Annotated in this window: 14 protein-coding genes and 1 tRNA gene; 8 read left to right on the forward strand and 7 right to left on the reverse strand. The window is 73.4% G+C overall.

Annotated features, from left to right (window positions below; translation table 11 throughout):
- Window positions 1–33 precede the first annotated feature (33 nt).
- From RBL05_RS12865 to RBL05_RS12895, 7 genes are all read left to right on the forward strand, one after another.
- Window positions 34–1,095 carry an ABC transporter substrate-binding protein gene (locus RBL05_RS12865; RefSeq protein WP_308739123.1) on the forward strand — a complete coding sequence of 354 codons (1,062 nt, stop codon included), beginning with the start codon at window positions 34–36 and terminating at the stop codon, window positions 1,093–1,095.
- Window positions 1,096–1,098: 3 nt separating this feature from the next.
- Window positions 1,099–2,097: a FecCD family ABC transporter permease gene (locus RBL05_RS12870; RefSeq protein WP_308739122.1), complete on the forward strand. Its 999-nt coding sequence runs from the start codon at window positions 1,099–1,101 to the stop codon at window positions 2,095–2,097.
- Window positions 2,094–3,110 carry a FecCD family ABC transporter permease gene (locus RBL05_RS12875; protein WP_308739121.1) on the forward strand — a complete coding sequence of 339 codons (1,017 nt, stop codon included), beginning with the start codon at window positions 2,094–2,096 and terminating at the stop codon, window positions 3,108–3,110. Before RBL05_RS12870 ends, RBL05_RS12875 begins: the two co-directional genes overlap by 4 nt.
- A gap of 4 nt (window positions 3,111–3,114) precedes the next feature.
- A complete protein-coding gene (locus tag RBL05_RS12880; RefSeq protein WP_308739120.1) occupies window positions 3,115–5,076 on the forward strand; it encodes an SIP domain-containing protein in 1,962 nt (653 codons plus the stop codon).
- Window positions 5,077–5,117: 41 nt separating this feature from the next.
- Window positions 5,118–6,152, forward strand: a complete 1,035-nt coding sequence (locus RBL05_RS12885; protein WP_308739119.1) for an alcohol dehydrogenase catalytic domain-containing protein — start codon at window positions 5,118–5,120, stop codon at window positions 6,150–6,152.
- A 54-nt stretch (window positions 6,153–6,206) separates the two neighbouring features.
- Window positions 6,207–9,620 carry an ATP-binding protein gene (locus tag RBL05_RS12890; protein WP_308739118.1) on the forward strand — a complete coding sequence of 1,138 codons (3,414 nt, stop codon included), beginning with the start codon at window positions 6,207–6,209 and terminating at the stop codon, window positions 9,618–9,620.
- 139 nt (window positions 9,621–9,759) lie between these two features.
- Window positions 9,760–10,269, forward strand: coding sequence for a hypothetical protein (locus RBL05_RS12895; RefSeq protein WP_308739117.1), 510 nt, complete (start codon window positions 9,760–9,762; stop codon window positions 10,267–10,269).
- Here RBL05_RS12895 and RBL05_RS12900 read toward each other — a convergent pair.
- The gene (locus RBL05_RS12900; protein ID WP_308739116.1) at window positions 10,232–11,782 is read right to left on the reverse strand and encodes a phosphotransferase; all 1,551 of its coding nucleotides are present in this window, start codon (window positions 11,780–11,782) and stop codon (window positions 10,232–10,234) included. The two genes, RBL05_RS12895 and RBL05_RS12900, sit on opposite strands and share 38 nt — an antisense overlap.
- Before the next feature lie 88 nt (window positions 11,783–11,870).
- Here RBL05_RS12900 and RBL05_RS12905 point away from each other — a divergent pair, with 88 nt between their 5' ends.
- On the forward strand, window positions 11,871–13,832 hold the full coding sequence (locus RBL05_RS12905) for an Ig-like domain-containing protein (RefSeq protein ID WP_308739115.1): 1,962 nt from the start codon (window positions 11,871–11,873) through the stop codon (window positions 13,830–13,832).
- Window positions 13,833–13,864: 32 nt separating this feature from the next.
- Here RBL05_RS12905 and RBL05_RS12910 read toward each other — a convergent pair whose 3' ends face one another.
- The 6 genes from RBL05_RS12910 to RBL05_RS12935 form a co-directional block, all read right to left on the reverse strand.
- Window positions 13,865–14,482 carry a LytR C-terminal domain-containing protein gene (locus RBL05_RS12910; RefSeq protein ID WP_308739114.1) on the reverse strand — a complete coding sequence of 206 codons (618 nt, stop codon included), beginning with the start codon at window positions 14,480–14,482 and terminating at the stop codon, window positions 13,865–13,867.
- Between the two features lie 8 nt (window positions 14,483–14,490).
- The gene (locus RBL05_RS12915) at window positions 14,491–15,903 is read right to left on the reverse strand and encodes a beta-N-acetylhexosaminidase (protein WP_308739113.1); all 1,413 of its coding nucleotides are present in this window, start codon (window positions 15,901–15,903) and stop codon (window positions 14,491–14,493) included.
- A 202-nt stretch (window positions 15,904–16,105) separates the two neighbouring features.
- Window positions 16,106–17,161 (reverse strand): peptidoglycan-binding protein, encoded by a 1,056-nt coding sequence (locus RBL05_RS12920; RefSeq protein ID WP_308739112.1) that lies wholly within the window; start codon window positions 17,159–17,161, stop codon window positions 16,106–16,108.
- A gap of 678 nt (window positions 17,162–17,839) precedes the next feature.
- Window positions 17,840–17,913, reverse strand: a tRNA-Pro gene (locus RBL05_RS12925).
- Window positions 17,914–17,968: 55 nt separating this feature from the next.
- A complete protein-coding gene (locus RBL05_RS12930; RefSeq protein WP_308739111.1) occupies window positions 17,969–18,907 on the reverse strand; it encodes a metallophosphoesterase in 939 nt (312 codons plus the stop codon).
- A gap of 1 nt (window position 18,908) precedes the next feature.
- Window positions 18,909–21,308 carry a penicillin-binding protein gene (locus RBL05_RS12935; RefSeq protein ID WP_308739110.1) on the reverse strand — a complete coding sequence of 800 codons (2,400 nt, stop codon included), beginning with the start codon at window positions 21,306–21,308 and terminating at the stop codon, window positions 18,909–18,911.
- Window positions 21,309–21,541: the final 233 nt, after the last annotated feature.

The raw sequence follows: 21,541 nt of genomic DNA on the forward strand, positions 1-21,541 counted from the left end.
CTGGACCGGGGGTGCCGAGAGAAGGATCGCCCCATGTCGAGCTCGTTCACGCGCCGCTCCGTCGTGCTCACCGCCCTCGCCCTGCCCGCGCTCGCCGCCTGCAGCGGCGGCGCCGATGTCGCCGGCTCCGGCGCCTCCGACGCGGGCGGCAGTTCCGGCGCCGCGGCCGACGCCTTCCCGGCCACCGTCGAGCACCTCTACGGCACCACCGAGATCGCCGCGGAGCCCACCCGCATCGCGACCGTCTCCTGGGTCAACGCCGACACCGTCCTCGCGCTGGACATCGTCCCCGTCGGCCTGCCGCTGGTCGAATGGGGCGGCAACGACAACCAGTCCACCGACTGGATCGACGCGAAGCTCGAGGAGCTCGGCGCCTCCTGGGGCAGCGAGAACGCCCCGACCACCTACTCCGAGGCCGACGGCGTCAACACCGACGAGATCGCCGCGCTGACCCCGGACCTGATCATCGCCGCCTACTCGGGCCTGACCGAGGAGGAGTACGCGACCCTCTCCAAGATCGCGCCCACCATCGGCCCGCTCGCCGCGAACTACACCGCCTCCTGGGAGGAGGTGCTGACCGCCGTCGGCACCGCCACCGGCCGCAGCGACGCCGCCGCCGAGCTCGCCGAGCAGCTCACCGCCGACCTCGCCGCCGTCGGCGAGGAGAACCCGGCCGTGGCCGGGTCGACCTTCATCGCCGCGAGCCTGTCCACCACGGACCACACCATCTCGATCTACTCCGGCGACGACACCCGCCCGCGCTTCTTCACGGCGCTCGGCATGACCCAGGCCGAGGTCGTCACCGAGAACACCGCCGACGAGAACACCTTCTACTTCGACTGGTCCGCCGAGCGCGGCGACGAGCTCGTCTCCGACGTCCTCTACACCTGGGCCGCCGCCGGCGACACCGTCGAGACCTTCCAGGACGATCCGCTGTTCGCGCAGATCCCCGCGGTCGCTAGCGGCGCCCTCGTCCTCACCCCCGACGACCACCAGACCCTCTCGATCTCCGCGGCGAGCGTGCTGAGCCTGCCCTGGGCGCTCGAGAACGTGGTCCCCTCCGTGATCGAGGCCGCGCAGACGGCCCAGGCCTGAACGGTGCCCGGCCGGCCCACCCTGCTCGCGACCGCCGGGGCCCTCGCGGCCCTGGCGGTCGCCTGCGTGCTCTCCCTGCTGGTGGGCGCCCGCACCGTCCCCCTCGACGCGGCCTGCCAGGCCGCGCTCGCCTTCGACCCGGCCGACGCCGACCACGTGGTCCTCGCCAGCCGCCTGCAGCGCACGCTCGCCGGGCTCGCCGTCGGCGTGGCCCTGGCGCTCGCCGGCGCCGGGCTGCAGGGCATGACCCGCAACCCGCTGGCCGATCCCGGGATCCTCGGACTGAACTCCGGGGCGGCCGCGGCCGTGGCCACCGGCGTCTACCTCTTCTCCTTCTCGAGCGTCACCCAGTTCATGGCGGCGGGCTTCGTGGGCGCGGCCCTCGCCGCCGTGCTCGTCTACGCCCTGGCCGCCGCGAGCCGCACCGGCGCCACCCCGGTCACCCTCGCGATCGCCGGCGCCGCCGTCACCGCGGGCCTCGGCTCCCTCGTCCACGCCCTCGTGATCCTCGACCAGGGGGCGCTGGACAGGATGCGGCTGTGGCAGGTGGGCACCCTCGGCGCCCGCGACCTCGGGGACCTCGCGGCCGTCGCGCCCGCCCTGCTGATCGGGACCCTGATCGTGCTCGGCGCCGCCCGGTCCCTGAACGCCCTCGCCCTCGGCGACGACGCCGCCGCCGGGCTCGGCGTCCACGTGGGCCGCACTCGGGTCGTGCTCGGCGTCGGCATCGTGCTGCTGGTCGGGGCGGCGGTCTCCCTCGCCGGACCGGTCGGCTTCCTCGGCCTCGTGGTCCCGCACGCGGTGCGCCTGCTCGTCGGCTCGGACCACCGCCGCCTGCTGCCGCTCTCGCTGCTGCTCGGCCCCGTGGTGCTGCTGCTGGCCGATGTGGTCGGCCGCGTCATCGCCCCGCCCGCCGAGGTGCAGGTCGGCGTGATGACCGCGCTGCTCGGCGTGCCCGTCTTCCTCGTGCTGATCCGGACCCGGAAGCGGGTGGCACTGTGACCTCGCGCCGCCTCCTCCTTCCGCTGCTGCTGATCCTGGTCGTGGCGGGCCTCCTCACCGCCCGGGTGCTGCTGGGCACCCCCTTCGTCTACGCCGACCTCGCCGTGCGGGCCGTGCTCGGCGAGCGGATCCCCGGCGTCTCCTTCATCGTGATGGACGACCGTCTGCCCGCCGCGGTCGTCGGCGCGCTCGCCGGGGCGGCGCTGGGCCTGTCCGGCACCGTCTTCCAGACCCTGCTGCGCAACCCCCTGGCCAGCCCCGACGTGATCGGCGTGACCCTCGGCTCCTCCGCCGCCGCGGTGCTGGCGATGGCCGTGCTGGACGCCCAGGGCATGGCCCTGTTCTGGTGGACGCTGCTGGGCGGCCTCGGCACCGCGCTGCTGGTGCTGTGGGTGGCGCGGGCGCACCGGCCCGGCGGTCCGGGGGCCGGCGGCGCCGGCGCGGTCGACGACCGCTTCGTGCTGGTGGGCCTCGGGGTCGCCGCCGGCTTCACCGCGCTGATCCAGTACCTGCTCAGCCGGATGGAGTCCCAGCAGGCGGGCGATGCGATGCACTGGCTGGTCGGCTCCGTCGCCGGCTCCACCTGGCCGCGCGCCGCCGTGCTCGCCGCCTCGCTGGTGGTCCTCGTACCGCTGCTCGCCGCGCTGGTGGGCCGGCTGCGGATCCTGCAGCTGGGGGACGAGACCGCCACCAGCCTCGGCCTGCCCGTGCCCGCCACCCGCATCGCGCTGGTGATCGTGGGGGTGCTGCTGAGCTCCTTCACCGTCGCGGTCGCCGGCCCGCTCGCCTTCGTCGCCTTCCTCGCAGGACCCCTCGCGCGGATGATCGCGGGCCGGCCCAGCTTCCTCCTCGCGGCGCTGCTCGGCGCCGTGCTCGTGCTCGCGGCCGACGTCGCGGGCCAGAACCTCTTCGGCCGGCACGAGATGCCGGCCGGCGTCATCACCGGAGCGCTCGGGGCGCCGTTCCTGCTGTGGATGCTCGTGCGCTCGAAGACCTCCGGAAGTGGAAGGTGATCCCGTGGCCCAGCTGACCGCCCGGAACCTGCAGCTCGCCTACGAGCGACGCGTCGTCGTCGATGACCTCGACCTGACCCTCCCCGAGGGGAAGGTGACGATGATCGTCGGCGCGAACGGCTCGGGGAAGTCGACCCTGCTGCGGGGCCTGTCGCGTCTGCTGCCGCCCCGTCAGGGGTCGGTGCTGCTGGACGGCGCCGACATCCACTCCCTGCGCGGCAAGGAGCTCGCCCGCCGGCTCGGCCTGCTGCCGCAGTCCCCGCTCGCGCCCGACGGCGTGACCGTGCGGGAGCTGGTCACCCGCGGCCGCTACCCGCACCAGGGCCTGTTCCCGCAGTGGAGCGAGGAGGACGAGCAGGCGGTCGCCGAGGCGCTGGCCCTCACCCGCACCGACGAGCTCGAGGGCCGTCTGCTCGACGAGCTCTCCGGAGGGCAGCGTCAGCGGGTGTGGATCGCCATGGCGCTCGCACAGCGCACCGAGGTGCTGCTGCTGGACGAGCCGACCACCTATCTCGACGTCACCCACCAGCTCGAGGTGCTCGACGTGGTCAGCGAGCTGAACCGCACCCGCGGCACCACCGTCGCGATCGTGCTGCACGACCTCCAGCTCGCCGCCCGCTACGCCGATCATCTCGTCGCCGTGCACCGCGGTGCCGTCCACTGCCAGGGCGCCCCGGCCGACGTGATCACCTCGGCCATGGTCAAGGAGGTCTTCGCCCTCAACGCCCTGATCGCCCCCGACCCGGTCACCGGCACCCCGATGGTGCTGCCGCTGGGCCGGGACGCCGCCCCCGAGACCGCACCCGACGGCGTCGCCTCCCGGGGCGCCGACGACACCGACCCCGAATCCGCACGCCAGGCCGCCGCCGGGACCGCCCCCGGCACGGCCGACGAGTCCGAGGAGGACCCCATGTCCGTCGCCACCGACCAGCACCGCACCGCCGCCCGCGCCTCGGAGGAGCCCGTGCTGGTCCCCGCGCTCGAGGGGAGTCCGCAGCTCGCCTTCACCCTCACGGTCGGCGCCCGGACCATGGTGGGCAAGAACCTCGTGCGCCTGACCCTGACCAGCCCCGAGCTGCGCCATCTCGGCGTGGGCGGGCCGCTGCTGGACGTGCGCATCAAGCTGATCATCCCGGGCCCCGAGGCGAGCGTGGACCACTTCGCCGCGCTGCGCCCCGACGCCGTCTCCGACCCCGACGCCTTCGCGGGCTGGTACCGCGACTGGCTGCAGGTCGACACCGCCGAGCGCGGCTGGATGCGCACCTACTCGATCCGCGAGATGCGCGGCGCGGGCCATCCCGGGAACCTGGGGGAGGATCCCGAGCTGGACATCGACATGGTCCTGCACCTCGAGGAGCCCGTCGTCCCCGGCTCCGGGGTCGCGGCGCGCTGGGCGGCCGCCGCCGAGGTGGGCGACACGGTCACGATGCTCGGCCCGAACCGCCGCCTCGTCGGCCCCGACTACGGCGGGATCGAGTTCCGTCCCGGCACCGCCCGGCGCCTGCTGCTGGCCGGGGACGAGACGGCCCTGCCCGCGATCTGCGCGATCCTCGAGACGCTCCCCGCCGGCTTCACCGGCCACGCCTTCATCGAGGTGCCCGACGCCCGGGACGAGCAGCGGGTCCTCTCCCGCTCCGACGTGGAGCTGACCTGGCTCGCCCGAGGCGACGCCCCGCACGGCACGCTGCTGGACCCCGCGGTGCGGCGCCTCCTGGACGAGCGGCCGGAGCTGTGCCAGGACTGCTCCGTCGGTGTGCCCTCCGAGACGGGCGAGTTCGAGGAGGTCGACATCGACTCCTCGATCCTGTGGGAGACCACCGAGGGGCACGGCCCCTTCTACGCCTGGCTCGCTGGGGAGGCCGGGGTGATCACCACCCTGCGCCGCCACCTGGTCAAGGAGCTCGGCGTGGACCGCAAGCAGGTGAGCTTCATGGGCTACTGGCGCAAGGGGCGTGCCGAAGGGTGAGCACGAAGGCGACCCACCCGCGGGGCTGACAGACTCTCCCCATGCGTGCCGTCGTCATCGAGCAGTTCGGTCTCCGTCCCGAGGTCCGCGACCTCCCCGCCCCCTCGGCCCCGCCCGGCGGCGTGGTGCTGGACGTGGAGGCGACCGGAGTGTGCCGCTCCGACCATCACGCCTTCGCCGGACACGACGACACGGTGACGCTCCCGCGTGTGCCCGGGCACGAGATGGTCGGCCGCGTCGCCGCGCTCGGGGAGGGTGTCACGTCGGTGCGGGTCGGGGAGCGGGTGACCACTCCCTTCGTCGAGGGCTGCGGGCGCTGCCGCTGGTGCCGCCAGGGCGCCGCCCAGATCTGCCCGGACCAGACCCAGCCCGGCTTCACCCACGACGGCTCCTGGGCGGAGCAGGTCGCGATCCGGGCCGCCGACCACAACCTCGTGCCCGTCGGCGAGGACCTGCCCGCCGAGGCGGTCGTGACCCTCGGCTGCCGCTTCGCGACCGCGTACCGGGCGCTGACCGCCCGCGCCGGGCTCCGCGCCGGGGAGACCGTCGCGGTGATCGGCTGCGGCGGGGTGGGGCTCTCGGCGATCATGATCGCCGCCTCGCTCGGCGCCCGGCCGATCGCCGTCGACATCGACCCCAGCGCCCTCGCCCTCGCCCGCGAGCACGGGGCGGCGGTGACCGTGGACTCCCGCGGCCTGGATTCGGCGGCGACGGCCGCGGCGATCGTCGAGGCGGCGGGGGAGCGGCCGACGGCGAGCGTCGAGGCTCTGGGGCGCGAGGCGACGACCGACGCGGCGCTGCTCGCCCTCGCTCCGCTCGGACGACATGTGCAGATCGGGCTGTACGCGGAGCCGCCGCGGCTCGCGATACCTCGCGTGATCTCCCAGGAGCTCGCCGTGCTGGGCAGCCACGGCATGGCCGCCGCAGACTATCCGGGGCTGCTCGACCTGGTGCGCGAGGGCTCGCTGCGGCCGCAGGACCTGGTCACACGCACCCTCGACCTCGAGCAGGCCTGCGAGGCGCTGGTCGAGCTGGGGGAGCGCACCTCTGCCGGGGTGGGGATCATCCGGCCGTGAGTGGGGCTGCCCCGGTCAGCCCCGCATCGCGATCGGACTCGGTACCCTGACGGGGTGCCTACCACGACTGACGCCGCGAACACCCGGGGAGAGGACGTCCTCGACCTCCCCGGCATGGCCGGGCCGGACGCCCCCGCCGAGCCGGCGGTGACCGACCCCGATCATCCGCACCCGGGGCAGTGGCGGCTCACCCATGTGCAGATCTCCAACTGGGGCACCTTCCACGGCACCCATGACCTGGCGATCTCCTCCAAGGGCTTCTTCCTCACCGGCGGGCCCGGCACCGGCAAGTCCACGCTGCTGGACGCGATCAGCGCCCTGCTCACCCCGCCGCGCACGCTCCAGTTCAACGCCGCCGCCTCCGACGCCGGCCCCCAGCGCTCGAAGTACCGCCGCACCGTCGCCAGCTACGTCCGCGGCGCCTGGGCGATGCACTACGACCAGGCCACCGGCGAGTTCAGCCAGGAGGTGCTGCGCGAGAAGACGACCCTGTCGGTGCTCACCCTGCGCTACGGCGACGGCCGCGGCGGCACGGTCCAGCTCTCCCGTCTGCTGCTCCTGCACGCCGGCCACTCCGCGGACTCCGACGTGAAGTCCCTCTACGTCATCGCCCGGAAGCCCCTGGACGTCACCGACCTGCGCCAGTTCGTCTCCACCCAGATCGAGGGCAAGGCGCTCGAGGCCGCCCATTCCGGCACCCAGACCTTCCGCCAGTTCCGCGAGTACCGGGCCGCGTTCTGCCAGCTGCTGGGCATCCCCGACGAGAAGGCGCTCGGCCTGCTGCACAAGATCCAGTCCGCCAAGGAGCTCGGCGACGTCAACGCGCTGCTGCGCGACTACATGCTCGACGAGCCGCGCACCTTCGAGCTCGCCGACCAGGCGCTGGCGAACTTCCACAACCTCTCCGAGGTGTACGAGGCCCTGGTGACCGCGCGCGAGCAGCGGGACCTGCTGCGCACCCTGCGCACCACCCACGAGGACTGGTCCGCGATGCGCGAGCGCGGCGGCGAGCTGGTGGACCGCCGCGCCGACATCGACGTCTTCGCCGCCCAGCACCTGGTGCGGCTGCTGGGGGAGGAGACCGGGCGGCTCCAGCTGGAGCGGGACTCGCTCACCGCCCAGCAGCGCCGCCTCACCCAGGACGTGGCCGAGGCCCGCTCCGACCTCGCCCAGCTCAAGGAGCAGCGCCGCCGCGCCGGCGGCGGGGAGATCGACGACTGGAAGCAGCAGATCGCCGGGCTCGAGGTGGAGCGGGAGCGCCGCCGCGAGCGGGCCGCCGAGTTCGCCTCGCAGCTGGCGACCGTGGAGCTGCGCACCCCGGCGGGGGAGGACATGTTCCTCGGCCTGCAGCGCGAGGTCGCCCAGCTGCGCGAGTCCCTCGAGGAGGAGGAGCGGGGCGCCGACGCCGCCCGCTGGGAGGCGGAGGCGACCGTGCGCGAGCTCGGCGCGACCCTTCAGCGCACCCGCGAGGAGCTCGCCTCCCTCACCTCCCGCGCCTCGAACCTCCACTCCGAGGACGTGGCCCTGCGCGACCACATCGCCGCCGAGGTGGGCATCGCCCCGACCGAGCTGCCCTTCGCCGCCGAGCTGCTGCAGGTGCGCGACGGCGAGGAGGAGTGGACCGCCGCCGCGGAGCAGGCGCTGCGAGGACTGGCCCGCTCGATCCTCGTCCCGGACCGGGCGTACCGCCAGGTCGCGCAGGTCATCGACCGCACGAAGCTGCGCCGTCGGATCTCCTACAACCGTGTGAACACCGATCTGCGCCGCCCCGCGAAGAACATCGACCAGCGCTCGCTCGCGGCGAAGCTCGACGTCAAGGACGGCGAGTTCCACGTCTGGCTCTCCCACGAGATCGCCGCCCGCATGGACTACACCTGCGCCGAGAGCCTCGAGGAATTCACCCGGCTGAACCGGGCCGTGCTCCGCTCCGGCCAGATCAAGCACTCCGCCACCCGGCACGAGAAGAGCGCGGACCGGCAGATCAACGACCGCTCCCAGTGGGTGCTCGGCTTCGACAACCGCGCCAAGCGCGCCGTGTTCGAGCAGGAGCGCACCCGCGCCGAGCAGGCGCTGTTCGAGGCGCAGGCCCGCCGCAAGGACGTCGAGGTCGAGCGGGAGCGGCGCCGTGAGCGGCTCTACGCACTCCAGGCGATCAGCGCGGTCACCTGGGACGACATCGATGCCGCCTCGGTCGCGCGGCGTGTGGCGAACCTGCGCGACATGGTCCGCGCCGCGGAGGACGGCTCCGCCGCCCTCACCGAGCTCGCCCGACAGATCGACGATGTCGAGGCCTCGATCGCCGCGAGCGACGAGGAGCTGCTCGAGGTGGTGCGCGCGGCCGGGAAGACCTCCGAGCAGGCCGAGCGGGCCGAGGAGCGCCTCGCCCAGGCGCAGGAGCGCATCGCCGAGACGAGCCTGGACCCCGAGGTCGAGGAGGAGCTCGCCGCGCGCTTCGCCGCGATCGCCCCGACGCTCGTGCTGTCCACCATCGACCGCGTCACCAAGGACGCCTCCGCCACCCTGGACGCGGAGCTGATGGACCTCACCAAGCGCACCTCCCGCGCCGAGGAGGACATGCGCACCGCCATGCGCGAGTTCTCCCGCCGCTGGCCCGCGCAGGCCGGGGACACCGCCCCCACCCTCGAGGGGATCGAGGACTATCTCGCGATCCTCCAGCGGATCGAGGAGGAGAAGCTGCCCGAGGTCGAGGACCGCTTCTTCGAGTTCTTCACCGGCAACACCCTCGGGGACGTGCAGGCGCTGGCCACCGCGATCGCGCGCGAGCCCGCCGAGATCCGCAAGCGCCTCCAGCGCATCAACGCGCTGCTGGCCCAGGTCGAGTTCCACTCCGGCCGCTTCCTGCAGCTGTCCATGCGGCCCGTGCACCTCGCGGCCCTGGACGAGTTCCGCAAGGCGCTCGAGGAGGCCGTGGCGGACACGGCGCTGAACGACATCTCCCGCGACCGGGAGCTGGCCGAGGAGCGCTTCCTGTCCCTGCGCCACCTGATGGACCTCATCGGCGCCGCCCGCACCCGCGACGACCAGGTCTCCCGCGTCATCCTCGACGTGCGCCGGCACGTGCACTTCCACGCCGAGGAGGTCGACGCCGAGGGCACCGTGGTCCACGCCCACGAGTCCGGCGGCCCCCTCTCCGGCGGCCAGAACGAGCGCCTGGCCACCTTCTGCCTCGCCGCCGCGCTGCGCTACCAGCTCGCCGGCACCGGGCAGGAGGTGCCCCGCTACGCGCCGATCATCATCGACGAGGCGTTCTCCAAGGGCGCGGGCAAGTTCATCACCGCCGCGATGGAGTCCTTCCGCCACTTCGGCTTCCAGGTCATCCTCGCCAACCCCGGCAAGAACCCGCAGGCGCTCGCCCCGTTCATCGGCGGCGTCGGCGTGGTCTCGATCCGACAGGACCGCTACTCCTCGGTCTCCCCGGTCGATTTCGTGCCGGTCGAGGAGGGCTGAGCCCGGCGCTCGCCGGCCGATGGGGAGTTCTCCCCATCGCAGGGCTCCCCGAGGGGCCGATACCCTGGTCGCCACCCGCGCGGACGGGTGACGGAGCAGGACGTCGCCGCGGGCGGCGCGACGGGAGAGGCGGTCGAGGATGCCAGCGCTCCCCCGACGGACCGGGGACGAGATCCCGGGCCAGGACGCCACCCATGCGCGGATCCGAACCCTGCTGGGGGACGTGACCGCCGTGCTCCTCGAGCAGCAGCCCGGGCTGCTCGCCTTCCGCGACCACCGCCCCGAGCGCGACCGCTCCTCGGGCGGCTCCTGGCACGGGCTGCAGACTCTCTGCCACGTCAGCGCCCTCCTCGCGGCCGACGGGACGCCCGATCCCGATCAGGCGGCGAGCGCGAGGCTGCTCGAGTCGGTCGAGCGCCGCGCCGCGGCCCACGGCCTCACCCGCCGTTCCGCCGAGGAGGCGAACGGGATCCTCGACGCGACCTGGGGCGGGGCCGACGGCGATCTGCTCGAGGTGATCGTCGGCGTGCGCGTCGCGGTGCGAGCCATCAGCGCCCCGTTCCTGCCGGGCTCCCTCACGCCGATCACCACCACCAGCCCCGTCTCGGCGCTCAGCCCGCCGACCCCGCCCCCGCGCCTCGTGCGCTGATCCGCTCGAGCGCGCCGAGCGGGATCGGCAGCCAGTCGGGGCGCTGACGGGACTCGTACAGCGCCTCGTACACCGCCTTGTCGGCCTCGAAGGCGGCGAGCACCGCGGGTGCGGGCGTCCCCGCCTCCGCCGCCCAGCCCTCGAGGAAGGCGGCGCGGGCGTCGGCCGCCCAGGCTTCCGCGTCGACCCCGTGCTCGAGGGCGACGGCGCCGGCGACGTAGTCGAGGCTGCGCAGCATTCCGGCGACGTCCCGCAGCGGGGAGTCGGGCAGGGCGCGCTCGGCGAGCGGCCGCAGCGGCTCGCCCTCGAAGTCCAGCAGCACCCAGCCGCGCTCGGGCGAGGCGAGCACCTGCCCGAGGTGCAGGTCCCCGTGGATGCGCTGCATCGCCGGCCACGTCTGGCCCGCGGCCGCGTCCAGCAGGGCTGCGAGCGGCTCCCGGTGCGCGGCGACCTGCTCGACCTCCGCGGCGACCTGTGCGAGACGCCAGTGCATCTGCGCGATCACGGTCCGGACCGCGCCCTCGTCGGCCGCGACCGTGCCGAGCGCGCCGGCGAGATCGCGGTGCACCTCGGCGAGGGTCGTGCCGAGCGCCCGGGCGGGGGCGGTGAAGCCCTCGCCGGCGCGCGCGAGCCGCAGCGCGACCCGCCAGGCGTCCTCGACCTGCGGCAGGAACTCCTGGGCGACGAGGGCATGGGTGCGCATCGCTCCGGTGCGCACGGTCGCGGCGCCGACGACGGCGGGCACGTGGACGGAGCCCTGCGCGGTGAGCGCGCCCTGCAGCACCGCATCGGGGTTCTCCCCGTCCTGCAGCACCCGGAACAGCTTCACGATCAGCGGGGAGGCTCCCTCCGTCTCGATGATCAGGGAGGTGTTGGACTGCTCCCCGGCCAGCACCCGGCTGCGCATCGCCCGGCCCAGCGGCAGCGGGGAGTCGGGGAGGGTGCGGTGGGAGGCCAGGGACAGCCCGGGACCGGCGGCGCCGTCTCCGGAGACGAGAGTCGCGACCAGGGCGGCCCGCCCGTCGGCGTCCCGCGTCGCGTCGTCCACCCGCAGCGGACCGCCGGCGACCGCGAGCACCCCGATCTCGGCGCCCTCCTCGGGGGCGGGGGCGCCCTCGGGACGGCGCAGCACGAGCGGGACCTGGTAGAGGGCGTCCGGCTCCCGGGGCCCGGTCGGCCCGGTGCCGGGAGCGCCGCCGGGAGCGGCGCCCCGGGCGTCCGGGGCACCGCCGGCCGTGCCGTCGAATGCGTCCGCGGCCGCGCCGTCGGCCGCGGGGCGGTCACCGTCGCCGAGATGCACCGCGGCCACGAGCAGGACCGTCGCATGATCCGGGGCGATTCGGAGGGGCGCCCACCCGGCGACCTCCACCTGCGGCGCGCCGGCGCCCTTGTGCGCGTACCAGCGCTGCTGCGGCATCCAGGCGGCGAGCTGCGCGGCGGCGAGGTCGAGCACCTCCCCGAGCGGCGGCAGGAGGGTCATGTCGAGCAGGGCGGTGGAGCGCGCATCGGCCATGGGGTCACTCTACGGTCGAGGGGTCCGGGAGGGAGGGGCAGGGCCGCCTCTCCAGGGCCTGCGCCGCGGCCGTTGCTAGGCTGGGCCGGTGCTCGAGCCCCCGCTCCGTCCCCCGCGCGCGCGTGGGCCGCGCCCGCTGACCCGCGCGGCGGCGCTGCTGGCCTCCGCCGCGCTCGCGGTCTCTCTCGCGCCCGCCGCGTCTGCGCTCGGGGAGGACGGCCCCTTCGAGTTCCCCGCCCAGACGCAGACCCTCTCGATGATCCCCGGGACGGTCACGCGGATCCCGCTGCGCGCACTGGTCGCCGACGACGTCGAGGACCAGGTCGACCTGGACTCCGCACGCCTCGCCGTGCCCGAGGAGCTCGACGAGGCGGTCCGCTCGACGATGGAGCTGGGGGAGGACTCGCTCAGCATCGCGGTCGCCGGGGAGGGCACCTGGACGCTGCTCGGCCAGGAGCTGGTGTTCACGCCGCTGCTCGGGGTGCAGGGGCCCAGCACCCCGATCGCCCTGACCGTCGGGGGCCTCCACGACAGCCGCTCCCTGCCCGTGGTGCTCACGCCCGAGCTGCTCGAGCTCGAGCAGCTCGACGCGCACGGCTCCGCCGGGGAGGCCACGACCGTGGAGCTGCCCGACGACGTGCCCGAGGACGGGGCCGTGCGGCTCGAGCTCGCGGATCTCCCGGCCGGCTCGACAGTCGACCTCGCCGGCAGCCGCGCGACCGTCCCCGACCAGGGCGCCTGGCAGCTCTCGAGCGATCGCCGCAGCCTCACCCACACCCCCGCGGGCCCAGGCCTCGGCCGCCAGCTCGACCCGGTCCTCTACGTGGTCGAGGACGAGGAGGGCGCCGTCGAACGGGCCGGGCAGGTCACGCTCACCATCCCGATCATCTCCGACCTCGACCGCTCCGCGCCCTTCGGCGAGGACATCGTGTTCGTGGTGGGGGAGGGGCAGCAGAACGTCGACCCGACCACGCTGCGTCTGGAGCCCCTCGGCGACCAGGCGGCCTACGAGGCCTCCGCCGATGGCACCCGCGTGACCGAGCGGGACGTGGGCGTGTGGACGCTGGACCGCGCCACGGCCACGGTCCGCTTCGCCCCGGAGAGCGACCAGGTGCGCCTGGTCGCTCCGATGGGCATCACCGGCGGGGACGGCGAGGGCGCGACGGCCGCGACCGCGCTGCTGAGCACCGCCTATCCCGTGCTCTTCTCCCGGCAGCAGGCGGCCCTGCCCGGCACGGAGATCGTCTTCGACCTCAGCACCGGGATCCGTGACGTGCGCTCGGACTCGCTGCGCTTCGACGCCGCCGACGCCCCCGACGGGGCCGACGTCTCGGCCGACGGGACGACCCTGACGGTCCCCGACCAGGGCACCTGGCGGATCGACCTCGAGTCCCGCACCGTCACCCTGACCCCGCAGGAGGGCTTCGAGGGCACGGCCGATCCGGTGGCGATCACCGCCCGCGGCGTCTACGCCGACAACCCCGTCAGCGCCTCGCTCACGGCGATCTACTCGCCGATCGTCGCGACCCTGCGCGACGACGAGGCGCGCACCGCCCCGGGCCGCCCGGTCTCCGTGGACGTGCTCGGCAACGACACCGCCGGCAGCGGCTCGCAGCCCCTCGAGCCGGCCACGGTGGAGATCAGCGCCCTGGAGGCGACCAACCTCGCCGACCTCCGCGACGGGCGCGGCAAGCGCCTCGTGATCCCGGGGGAGGGCGAGTTCACCGTCAGCGGCAACGGCGCGGTGACCTTCACCCCGGAGGAGGGCTTCTCGGGACGCACCTCCACGATCACCTACCACGTGGTCGACAGCACCGGCATCCCGGCTCAGGCGGGCCTCGCCGTCGACGTCGACCCGGACCTGGACGCCGCCGGCGAGTCTGGCCCCGAGGTCTCCGGCATCAACAGCGTGCTGGCCGGGCTGATGCCCTCCTCGCCGAGCACCGCGCTGGTCTTCGGCACGATCGTGATGCTGCTGCTCTTCGGCGGCGCGATCTCGCTGTGGACCGGGACGCGGAGCGAGGTCGATCGCCGGGACTGGGAGGACTGACCGGGGCGCGCGGCGCCGCGCGGGGCTCTGGCTCAGCAGCCCTCGGGGACGGGGACCGGCGCCTCCAGCGCGTCGGCGGCCGCGGCCGCCGGCGCGAGGTCCGTGAAGCCGGCGCCGAGCAGCAGATCCACGTCGGTGCCCTCCCTCGCCTCGTCGAGCTTCAGCACGGGCTCGACGTCGGCCGTGGCGAGCTGGGCGCGCACGGACTGGGCCGCGAGATAGCCGGTCGGTCCGTGGACGATCGTGGCGGGGCCGCTCGCGCTGCGGGTGTTGCCCGGCTCGCCGGTCTCGTAGCCGCGGCCTGCGAGCTCGTTCGCGGCCTCGCCGGCGAGACCGCTGCGGGTGGTCCCGTTCAGCACGGTGACCGTCACCTCTGCGGGCGGCAGCGGCACGGCGCCCTCGTCGGGGCACTCCACGGCGACTGGGTCCGGCCCGATCTCCTTCGGCGCGATCATCCCGGGCTCCTCGACCGGCTCGCGCAGCTCGCCCACCGCGTACACGCCCACGGCGATCAGCGCCACGGCGAGCACGGAGAAGAACGCCAGCTGCGTCGCGCGGAGCCGGCGCGTGCGACGCAGCCGCGTGTCGCGGCGGCGCACGTCAGCGGCAGAGCGGCCGTAGGGGTGCGCGTCTCGGTGGGAGGTGGGCATCGCAGACGTCAGTCGTCGAGCGGGCGGTACCGGATCCCGAAGGCGTCCAGGCGCGGCAGGTGGGCGCGCAGGCGCTCCTGGAACTCGTCCCAGCTCTGCTCGGGAGAGCCCCAGGCCCGCTCGGCGAAGGCGCACAGGCGCGGGAAGGCCATGTACTGGATGGCGCCGGCGTCGGGCAGGTACTCGGTCCACAGCTGGGCCTGCAGGCCCATCACCAGGCGCTCCTGGTCCGCGCTCATCTTCTTGGGCAGCAGGCGACCGGTGTACACGTCCTCGAGCGTGGACTTCCCGCCGATGGCGAGCGGCTCGTCGGCCGGGTCCGCCTGGTAGTGGTCGAAGTAGAGCAGGTCGGAGGTCGCCACGATCGTCTGGAAGCCGCGCGCGGTGGCCTCCGCGACGCCGGCGGGTCCGCGCCAGTTCATGATCACGGTGTCGTCGGGCAGATGGGTCTCCAGGACCTCGTCCCAGGCGATGGCGCGCTTGCCCTGCTCGGCGAGCACCTCGGAGGCGAAGGTCGTGAAGCGTCCCTGGATCTCCGAGACGCGGGTCAGGCCCCACTCGTTCATGCGGGCACGGGCCTGGGAGGAGCGCTCCCACTCGCCGGTGGGGCACTCGTCGCCGCCGATGTGCACGTAGGGGGCGGGGAAGATGCCGGCGACCTGCGTGAGCACGTCGCGCAGGAAGTCGAACACCTGGTCCGAGACGCCGAGCACGTGGTCGGAGATCCCCCACACCTCGCGCACGCCCACCTGCTGCTCGGGGAAGTTCCCCAGCTCCGGATAGGCGGCGACGGCGGCCTGCATGTGCCCGGGCAGGTCGATCTCGGGGACGATCATGATCCCGCGGCGCCGCGCGTACTCGACGAGGCCCTTGAGCTCCTCCTGGCTGTAGGAGCCGCCGTGGCGCACGCCGTCGAAGGTCCAGGACTCCTCGTCCCCGCTCATGTGGCCGACGAGCGTCTGCTCCCGCCACGCGCCGACCTCGGTCAGGCGCGGGTAGCCCTTGATCTCCACGCGCCATCCCTGGTCGTCGGTGAGATGGAGGTGCAGGACGTTCAGGCGGTGCAGGGCCATCCCGTCCAGGAGGGTCTCGATCTCCTCGACCGGGAGGAAGTGGCGCGAGACGTCCAGGTGCATGCCGCGCCAGGCGTGCTTCGGGCTGTCCGCGATGGTCACGCACGGGATCGACCCGTCGGCCCCGGTGACGATCTGGGCGAAGGTGTTGCGCCCGTCGGCCAGGGCCGCCTCGCTGCCGGCGCTCAGCGCCGCGCCCTGCGGGGAGATGGAGAGGGCGTACTCGGTCGCCGGCAGGTCCTCGCTGAGGCCGACGGACAGGCCCTCCCACGGGTCGGTCGTCTCCCACGTGCCCTCCGACCACACGACGGATCGGGGCAGCGGGACGAGTGCGATGGGGTCGGGCATCCGGATCTCCTGAGGGACGTGGGAGTTCGTGACCCGACCAGTCTGCCACGTGGATCACATCCCGCGGCACGAACCGGCCCGGACGCGGAGGAGCCCGGTCGGCGATGCCGACCGGGCTCCTCCACCATGTCGCCCTGCTCCTTCCCGGTGACGCTCTCGCGTCGAGCAGGCCGTCATGGTCCTCTGCGCGACTCCTGCCGTCTCAGCGGTAGGTGACGAACACGTGCGGGGCGTTCCAGATGGTGCGCTCGACGACCTGCTGGCGCGAGCCGGAGGCGTCGATGATGCCGTTGCCGCCGGTGAAGATCCCCATGTGGCCGTAGTCGTTGCCGGTGAAGGCCACGAGGTCGCCGGGCTTGGCCTGCGACTTGGGGATGATCCGCCCGCCGAAGGTGTAGCCCTTGGCGGTCTTGCGCGGCATGTTCATGCCGGCCTGGTTGTACGCGTGGTACACGAGGCCGGAGCAGTCCAGGCCGGAGGAGGGCGTGGAGCCGCCCCACTTGTAGCGGACCCCGAGCTGGGCGCGGGCCGCGGACACGATGGCGCTGCCGTTGACCGTGGTGCCCGAGCTCGCGCCGGTGCCGCCAGAGGGAATCGACACGCCGCTGTACAGGGCGTTCCAGGTCTTCGGACCGACCACTCCGTCCACGCCGATGCCGGCGGCGGACTGCAGGGAGCGGACGGCCGAGCCGGTGGCGGCGCCGAAGACGCCGTCGACCTTGAGATCGGCACCGCGGGCGTTGAGCCCGCTCTGCAGGGTCGACACGGCGGTGCCGCGGCTGCCGTGACGCAGCTTCGGCTGCGAGGAGGACGAGCCGGCCGCGGGAGCGGAGGACGAGCCGCCGGTCAGGGCGTTCCAGGTCTTCGGACCGACCACGCCGTCCACGCCGATGCCGGCCGCGGACTGACGATTCTTGACGGCCCGCAGGGTCGCGGAGCCGAACACGCCGTCGACCTTCAGGCTCGCGCCGTGGGCGTTCAGACGCTGCTGGAGGTAGGAGACGGCGCTGCCGCGGGAGCCGAGCCGCAGCTTCACCGAGGTGTACTGCGTGCTGGCGGGCGCGACGGCGGACACGGCCGCGGGGATCGCGGCGGCGGTCCCGGCGGACGGCGCGGCGGAGGCGGCGGCGGCCGCGGGCGCCTGCGCGGTGGCGGAGGTGCTGCCGGCGAGGGCGGCGGTCGCGGAGACGGCGCCGATCACGGCGGCCCCTCCCACGCCCTTGCCGACCGGGGCGGCGAGCCCTCGGTAGTCGATCACGGCACGACCGGGAGCCCGGTGCGTGGCGCGTGGAGCGGTGCGGAACATCGGTGGCGATCACTTTCTCCGTCGCCTCGCAGTCGATACGCCGCGGACCTGTGGGGAGACCGCGGAGCCTGCGCCCGTCACCCAGGGAAGCGGAGGAAGGAACCGGACCGGTGACGGGGAGGCGGCGGCCCGGTGGGAGCCGCCTCGGAAAGGGCGGCACCGCAGGTCACTGTAGGGGTGAGGACATGTATGACCACAGGTGCATTTGCTGTCGGGCGTGCACTTCTTTGCGAAGATTTTGCGAGTCGCGCCCGAAATGCCGCGTGTCCGATCCGAGAAATGAATTCCACCGTGATAACTACTCCATTGTCATTCACGTCGGCGGAATGCCCGGTATGTCCGAGTAAGGTGATGTCGCTGGTCGACCCGTCGGTCACCGCGCGACGGGGTGAAATGTCCGATCAGCCCGATGTGAGTCGCGAGCGGCCCGGGAGTGTCCTGACGGTCGTCGAAAGAAAGCGCGATAGACCCGACCGAGATTGGTCATTCGGCGATAAAGTAACGCCTCGAGGGTGGTGTGCGGAGCGGGATCATCGTCGTCGTCGATCCCGCGGGCGGCCGGCGGGCGGACCGCCGACCGACGCAGAAGGGGAGTCGTGAGATCGATGGATCTCGCGACTCCCCAGAGGGTCGGGGTGACAGGATTTGAACCTGCGACCTTGCCGTCCCGAACGGCACGCGCTACCAAGCTGCGCCACACCCCGGTAGAACCCGCTCGAGCGGGTCACCGAGGAGAAACTCTAGCAGGCTCCCGGCCGGTCAGCCGACGTCCGAGGGCCTCCGGGCCCGCAACGTGAGCAAGGTCGCCTCCGGCGGGGTCAGCAGACGGTAGTTCGAGTACGGGCTCGCGCCCATCCCCGCGCTGACGTTCATCGGCACGCCCTGCCAGTCGGAGAGTCCGCGGGCCTGCTGCCGAGGCAGGTCGCAGTTCGTGACCAGCGCGCCGATGCCGGGCAGGCGGAGCTGGCCGCCGTGGGTGTGCCCGGCGAGGATCAGCTCCGCGCCGTCGGCGACGAAGGCGTCGAGCACGCGGCGGTAGGGGGCGTGCGCGACGCCCACCTGGAGCACGTTGCCGTGCTCGGGCGTACGCGGGGCGGGAGAGGGCAGGGCGGGCATCCGGTCGCGCTCGAGATGGGGGTCGTCGACCCCGGCCAGGCGCACCTCCAGGCCGCCTAGCTCGATCGTGGCACGGGTGTTGGTCAGGTCCTTCCAGCCGTGCTCCGAGAGGCGTGCGGCGAGCTCCGCGGTGGGCAGCGTCGGCTCCCGGGGCGCGGTGAGCCCGGCGGGCCGCGGATCCGGCAGCAGGTACCGGGCGGGGTTCTTCGGCATCGGCTCGAACATGTCGTTCGAACCCATCACGAAGGCGCCGGGCCGGCGCAGCAGGGGCTCGATCGCCTGGGCGAGGGCCGGGACCGCGGCCGCGGAGGCGATGTTGTCGCCCGTGTCGATCACCAGGTGCGGGCGCAGGCTCTCGAGGTGCTCGAGGAAGGCGAGCTTGCGGTGCTGGTCCGGCAGCAGGTGGATGTCGCTGATGTGCAGCACACGTCGCGTGCGCGCGCCCGTCGGCAGGATCCGCAGCTCGGCCTCGCGCAGCGTGTACCGGTGGATCTCGACATGGCGTGCCCAGACGTGGGCGGCCCCGGCGAGCCCGAGGCCGACCCCGCCGAGCGCGCCGGCGGCCGCGAGCGCGGGCCTCACCTCACTCCTCACCGGAGGACTCGCGGATCACGACGGGACGGCCCTCGGGAAGCTCGGTGCCTGCCGGGGGATCGGTGTCGATCGCATGGCCGGCGCCGATCTCGCCGTGCGGCGCCTGCTCGATCCGCACGGAGTAGCCGGCCGCCTCGAGCGCGGCGCGGGCCTGCTCGATCGGCATGCCGCCGACGTCGGGCACCTTCCCCTTCTCGATCGCGTCGCCCGCGGCGCTGGCCGTCGGGGCCGGGGCGGCGGGGAAGGGTTCCGAGGGGAGGCCCTCATGGGCCCTGGTCATGTACTCCTGCCAGGTGGGCAGGGAGACCGTGTTCCCCCAGACGCTGCCGCTGCGGAGCATCTCCCCGTCGACGTCGAAGCCGCCGGGGCGGGTGTCGGTCGCCGGGTGGCCGAACCACACGGCGGTGGACATCTGGCGGGTGAAGCCGACGTACCAGGTGTGGAACTGGGACGTCGAGGTGCCGGTCTTGCCTCCTGCGGCGTGGCCGGGGATGGTCTTGCCCTTGCCGGTCGCGCGCGGGTCCTCGAGGTCCTGCTGGAGCACCCAGGCCATCGTGTCGGCGACCTCCTTCTCGACGGCCTGGTGGCACTCGGCGCCGGAGATCTCCATCGCCTCGCCGTTGCGGTCGACGACCTCGGTGATCGCCTGCGGCTTGCAGTAGGTGCCGCCGGCAGCGTACGTCGCGTAGGACGCGGCCATGTCCAGCGCGGAGATCTGCAGCTGGCCGAGCACGACGGCGGAAGGAGCGAGCTCCGTGCCGTAGAGCTCGGCCACGCTCGTCTCCCAGGTCGCCTTGTCGAAGGGGTTGTACCGGGCGGGGACGACGCCGATGTCGCGCGCCCCCTCCGCGATGCTGCACAGGTCGAGCTGACGGGACATGTTCGCGTAGCTGGTGTTGATCGAGAACTTGGTGGAGTTCAGCACCGACTCCATCGGTGCGATCGGCACGGAGACCGCGTTGTCCGGGTCGTATCCGCCCGCCTCGTACCAGCGACCCCTGTCCAGGCACTCCGCGGGGAAGGACTTCATCACCTCGCGTCGGGTGCTCACGCGGTCATCGATGCTGTGCCCGGTTTCGAGCCATTCCTGCAGCACGAAGGGCTTGAAGGTCGAGCCGACGGGGAAACCGTTGCCGCCGCCGAGGGCCTGCGGCACGTTGTAGTTGATCGCGGTCTCGCCGGGCTGGACGTCCTCGTGCGGGTTGAAGGTGCGGTTCTCCGCCATCGTGAGGATCTTGCCGGTGCCCGGCTCGACGGTGACGATCGAGTGGCCGAAGCCGTGCTGGGAGTCGCCGGGGACCTTGCGCTGGAGGATGTCCACCGCCGCGGCCTGCGTGTTCGGGTCCAGCGTGGTCCTGATCGTGAGCCCGCCGCCGTAGAGAAGCTTGCGCCGCTCCTCGTAGGTGGGGGCGAAGTTCGGGTCGTTCAGCAGGGAGCGCGTGACGTAGTCGCAGAAGAACCCGCTCGTGCCGGCGTCGGCGCAGCCGGCCCGCACGTTCTGGATCTGCAGCATCTCCTCGACGGGCTGGGAGGTGTACTGCTCGTACTCCTCCTCGGTCACGAAGCCCTCGCGCTTCATGTCCGCGAGCACCTCGTTGCGGCGCTTCTCGCCCGCCTCGGGGTGGGCGACCGGGTCGTACTGGTTCGGGCCGTTGGTGATGCCGGCCAGGAGGGCGGCCTCGCCGGGGTTGAGGTCCTTCGCGCTCTTGGAGAAGTAGTGGCGCGAGCCTGTCTCGACGCCGTACTGGGAGGGGCCGAACTGCGCAACGTTCAGGTAGGCGTTGAGGATCTCGTCCTTGCTCCACTGCTTCTCGAGCGAGATCGCGAGCTTCGCCTCGCGCAGCTTGCGGCCGTAGCTCTGCTCTGTCGCGGCGAGCTGGTCCTCCTGGTCGCCGCGCTGCACGGCGTCCATGAGCAGCGCGTTCTTCACGTACTGCTGGGTGAGGGTCGAGCCGCCCTGCGTCGCGCCGCCCGCGGCGTTCGAGGCGAAGGCGCGGACCAGGCCCTTGGGGTCCACGCCGCCGTGCTCGTAGAAGCGGCGGTCCTCGACCGCGATCACCGCGTTCTGCATGTGGGGCGAGATCTCCTCGATCGGCACCATGATGCGGTTCTCGGTGTAGAAGGTCGCCAGCAGCGACCCGTCGGCCGCCTCGATGCGGCTGGCCTCGTTCAGCGGTTCGACCTCGAGCTCGCTGGGGTAGGACTCGAAGAGGTCCACCCCGTCCTCGGCGACGGCGGAGGTCGCCGAGACCGCGGGGAGGAAGAACGCCGCGAGCAGGACGCCGGCGAGGGCCGAGACGGCGAGGAGCCCCAGCAGCAGGTAGACGGTCTGCGCCAGGGCGACGGGCAGGGAGCGTCCCGAGCTGGACGCGGGCGAGGTGCGGGCCATGGAACTACAGTACGGCGACCCTCCTCGGCGCGGCCATCCGGCAGGCCGCGCGCGCGGAATCTTCACGAAGCCGATGCCGCGCCGTGACCTGCCCCGCAGGGATGGGCTCGTGCGCTCCTTAGCACGGGCCGCGCCCCCCGTCGGGGAGGCCCGCGCGTTTTGCCATGTGGCGACCGTCTCCATACAGTGGGGCGAGGAACGGATCAAGGTCGATCCGGAAGACGGAAGGGGAT

This window comes from Brachybacterium sp. GU-2, from assembly GCF_030866705.2.
Classification (GTDB): Bacteria; Actinomycetota; Actinomycetes; order Actinomycetales; family Dermabacteraceae; genus Brachybacterium; species Brachybacterium conglomeratum.

What these genes read in the sequence shown, in the direction of transcription:
- RBL05_RS12915 (WP_308739113.1), bottom strand. Translation starts at nt 15,903, where the DNA reads ATGCCCGACCCCATCGCACTCGTCCCGCTGCCCCGATCCGTCGTGTGG.
- RBL05_RS12885 (WP_308739119.1), top strand. Translation starts at nt 5,118, where the DNA reads ATGCGTGCCGTCGTCATCGAGCAGTTCGGTCTCCGTCCCGAGGTCCGC.
- RBL05_RS12865 (WP_308739123.1), top strand. Translation starts at nt 34, where the DNA reads ATGTCGAGCTCGTTCACGCGCCGCTCCGTCGTGCTCACCGCCCTCGCC.
- RBL05_RS12910 (WP_308739114.1), bottom strand. Translation starts at nt 14,482, where the DNA reads ATGCCCACCTCCCACCGAGACGCGCACCCCTACGGCCGCTCTGCCGCT.
- RBL05_RS12900 (WP_308739116.1), bottom strand. Translation starts at nt 11,782, where the DNA reads ATGGCCGATGCGCGCTCCACCGCCCTGCTCGACATGACCCTCCTGCCG.
- RBL05_RS12935 (WP_308739110.1), bottom strand. Translation starts at nt 21,308, where the DNA reads ATGGCCCGCACCTCGCCCGCGTCCAGCTCGGGACGCTCCCTGCCCGTC.
- RBL05_RS12895 (WP_308739117.1), top strand. Translation starts at nt 9,760, where the DNA reads ATGCCAGCGCTCCCCCGACGGACCGGGGACGAGATCCCGGGCCAGGAC.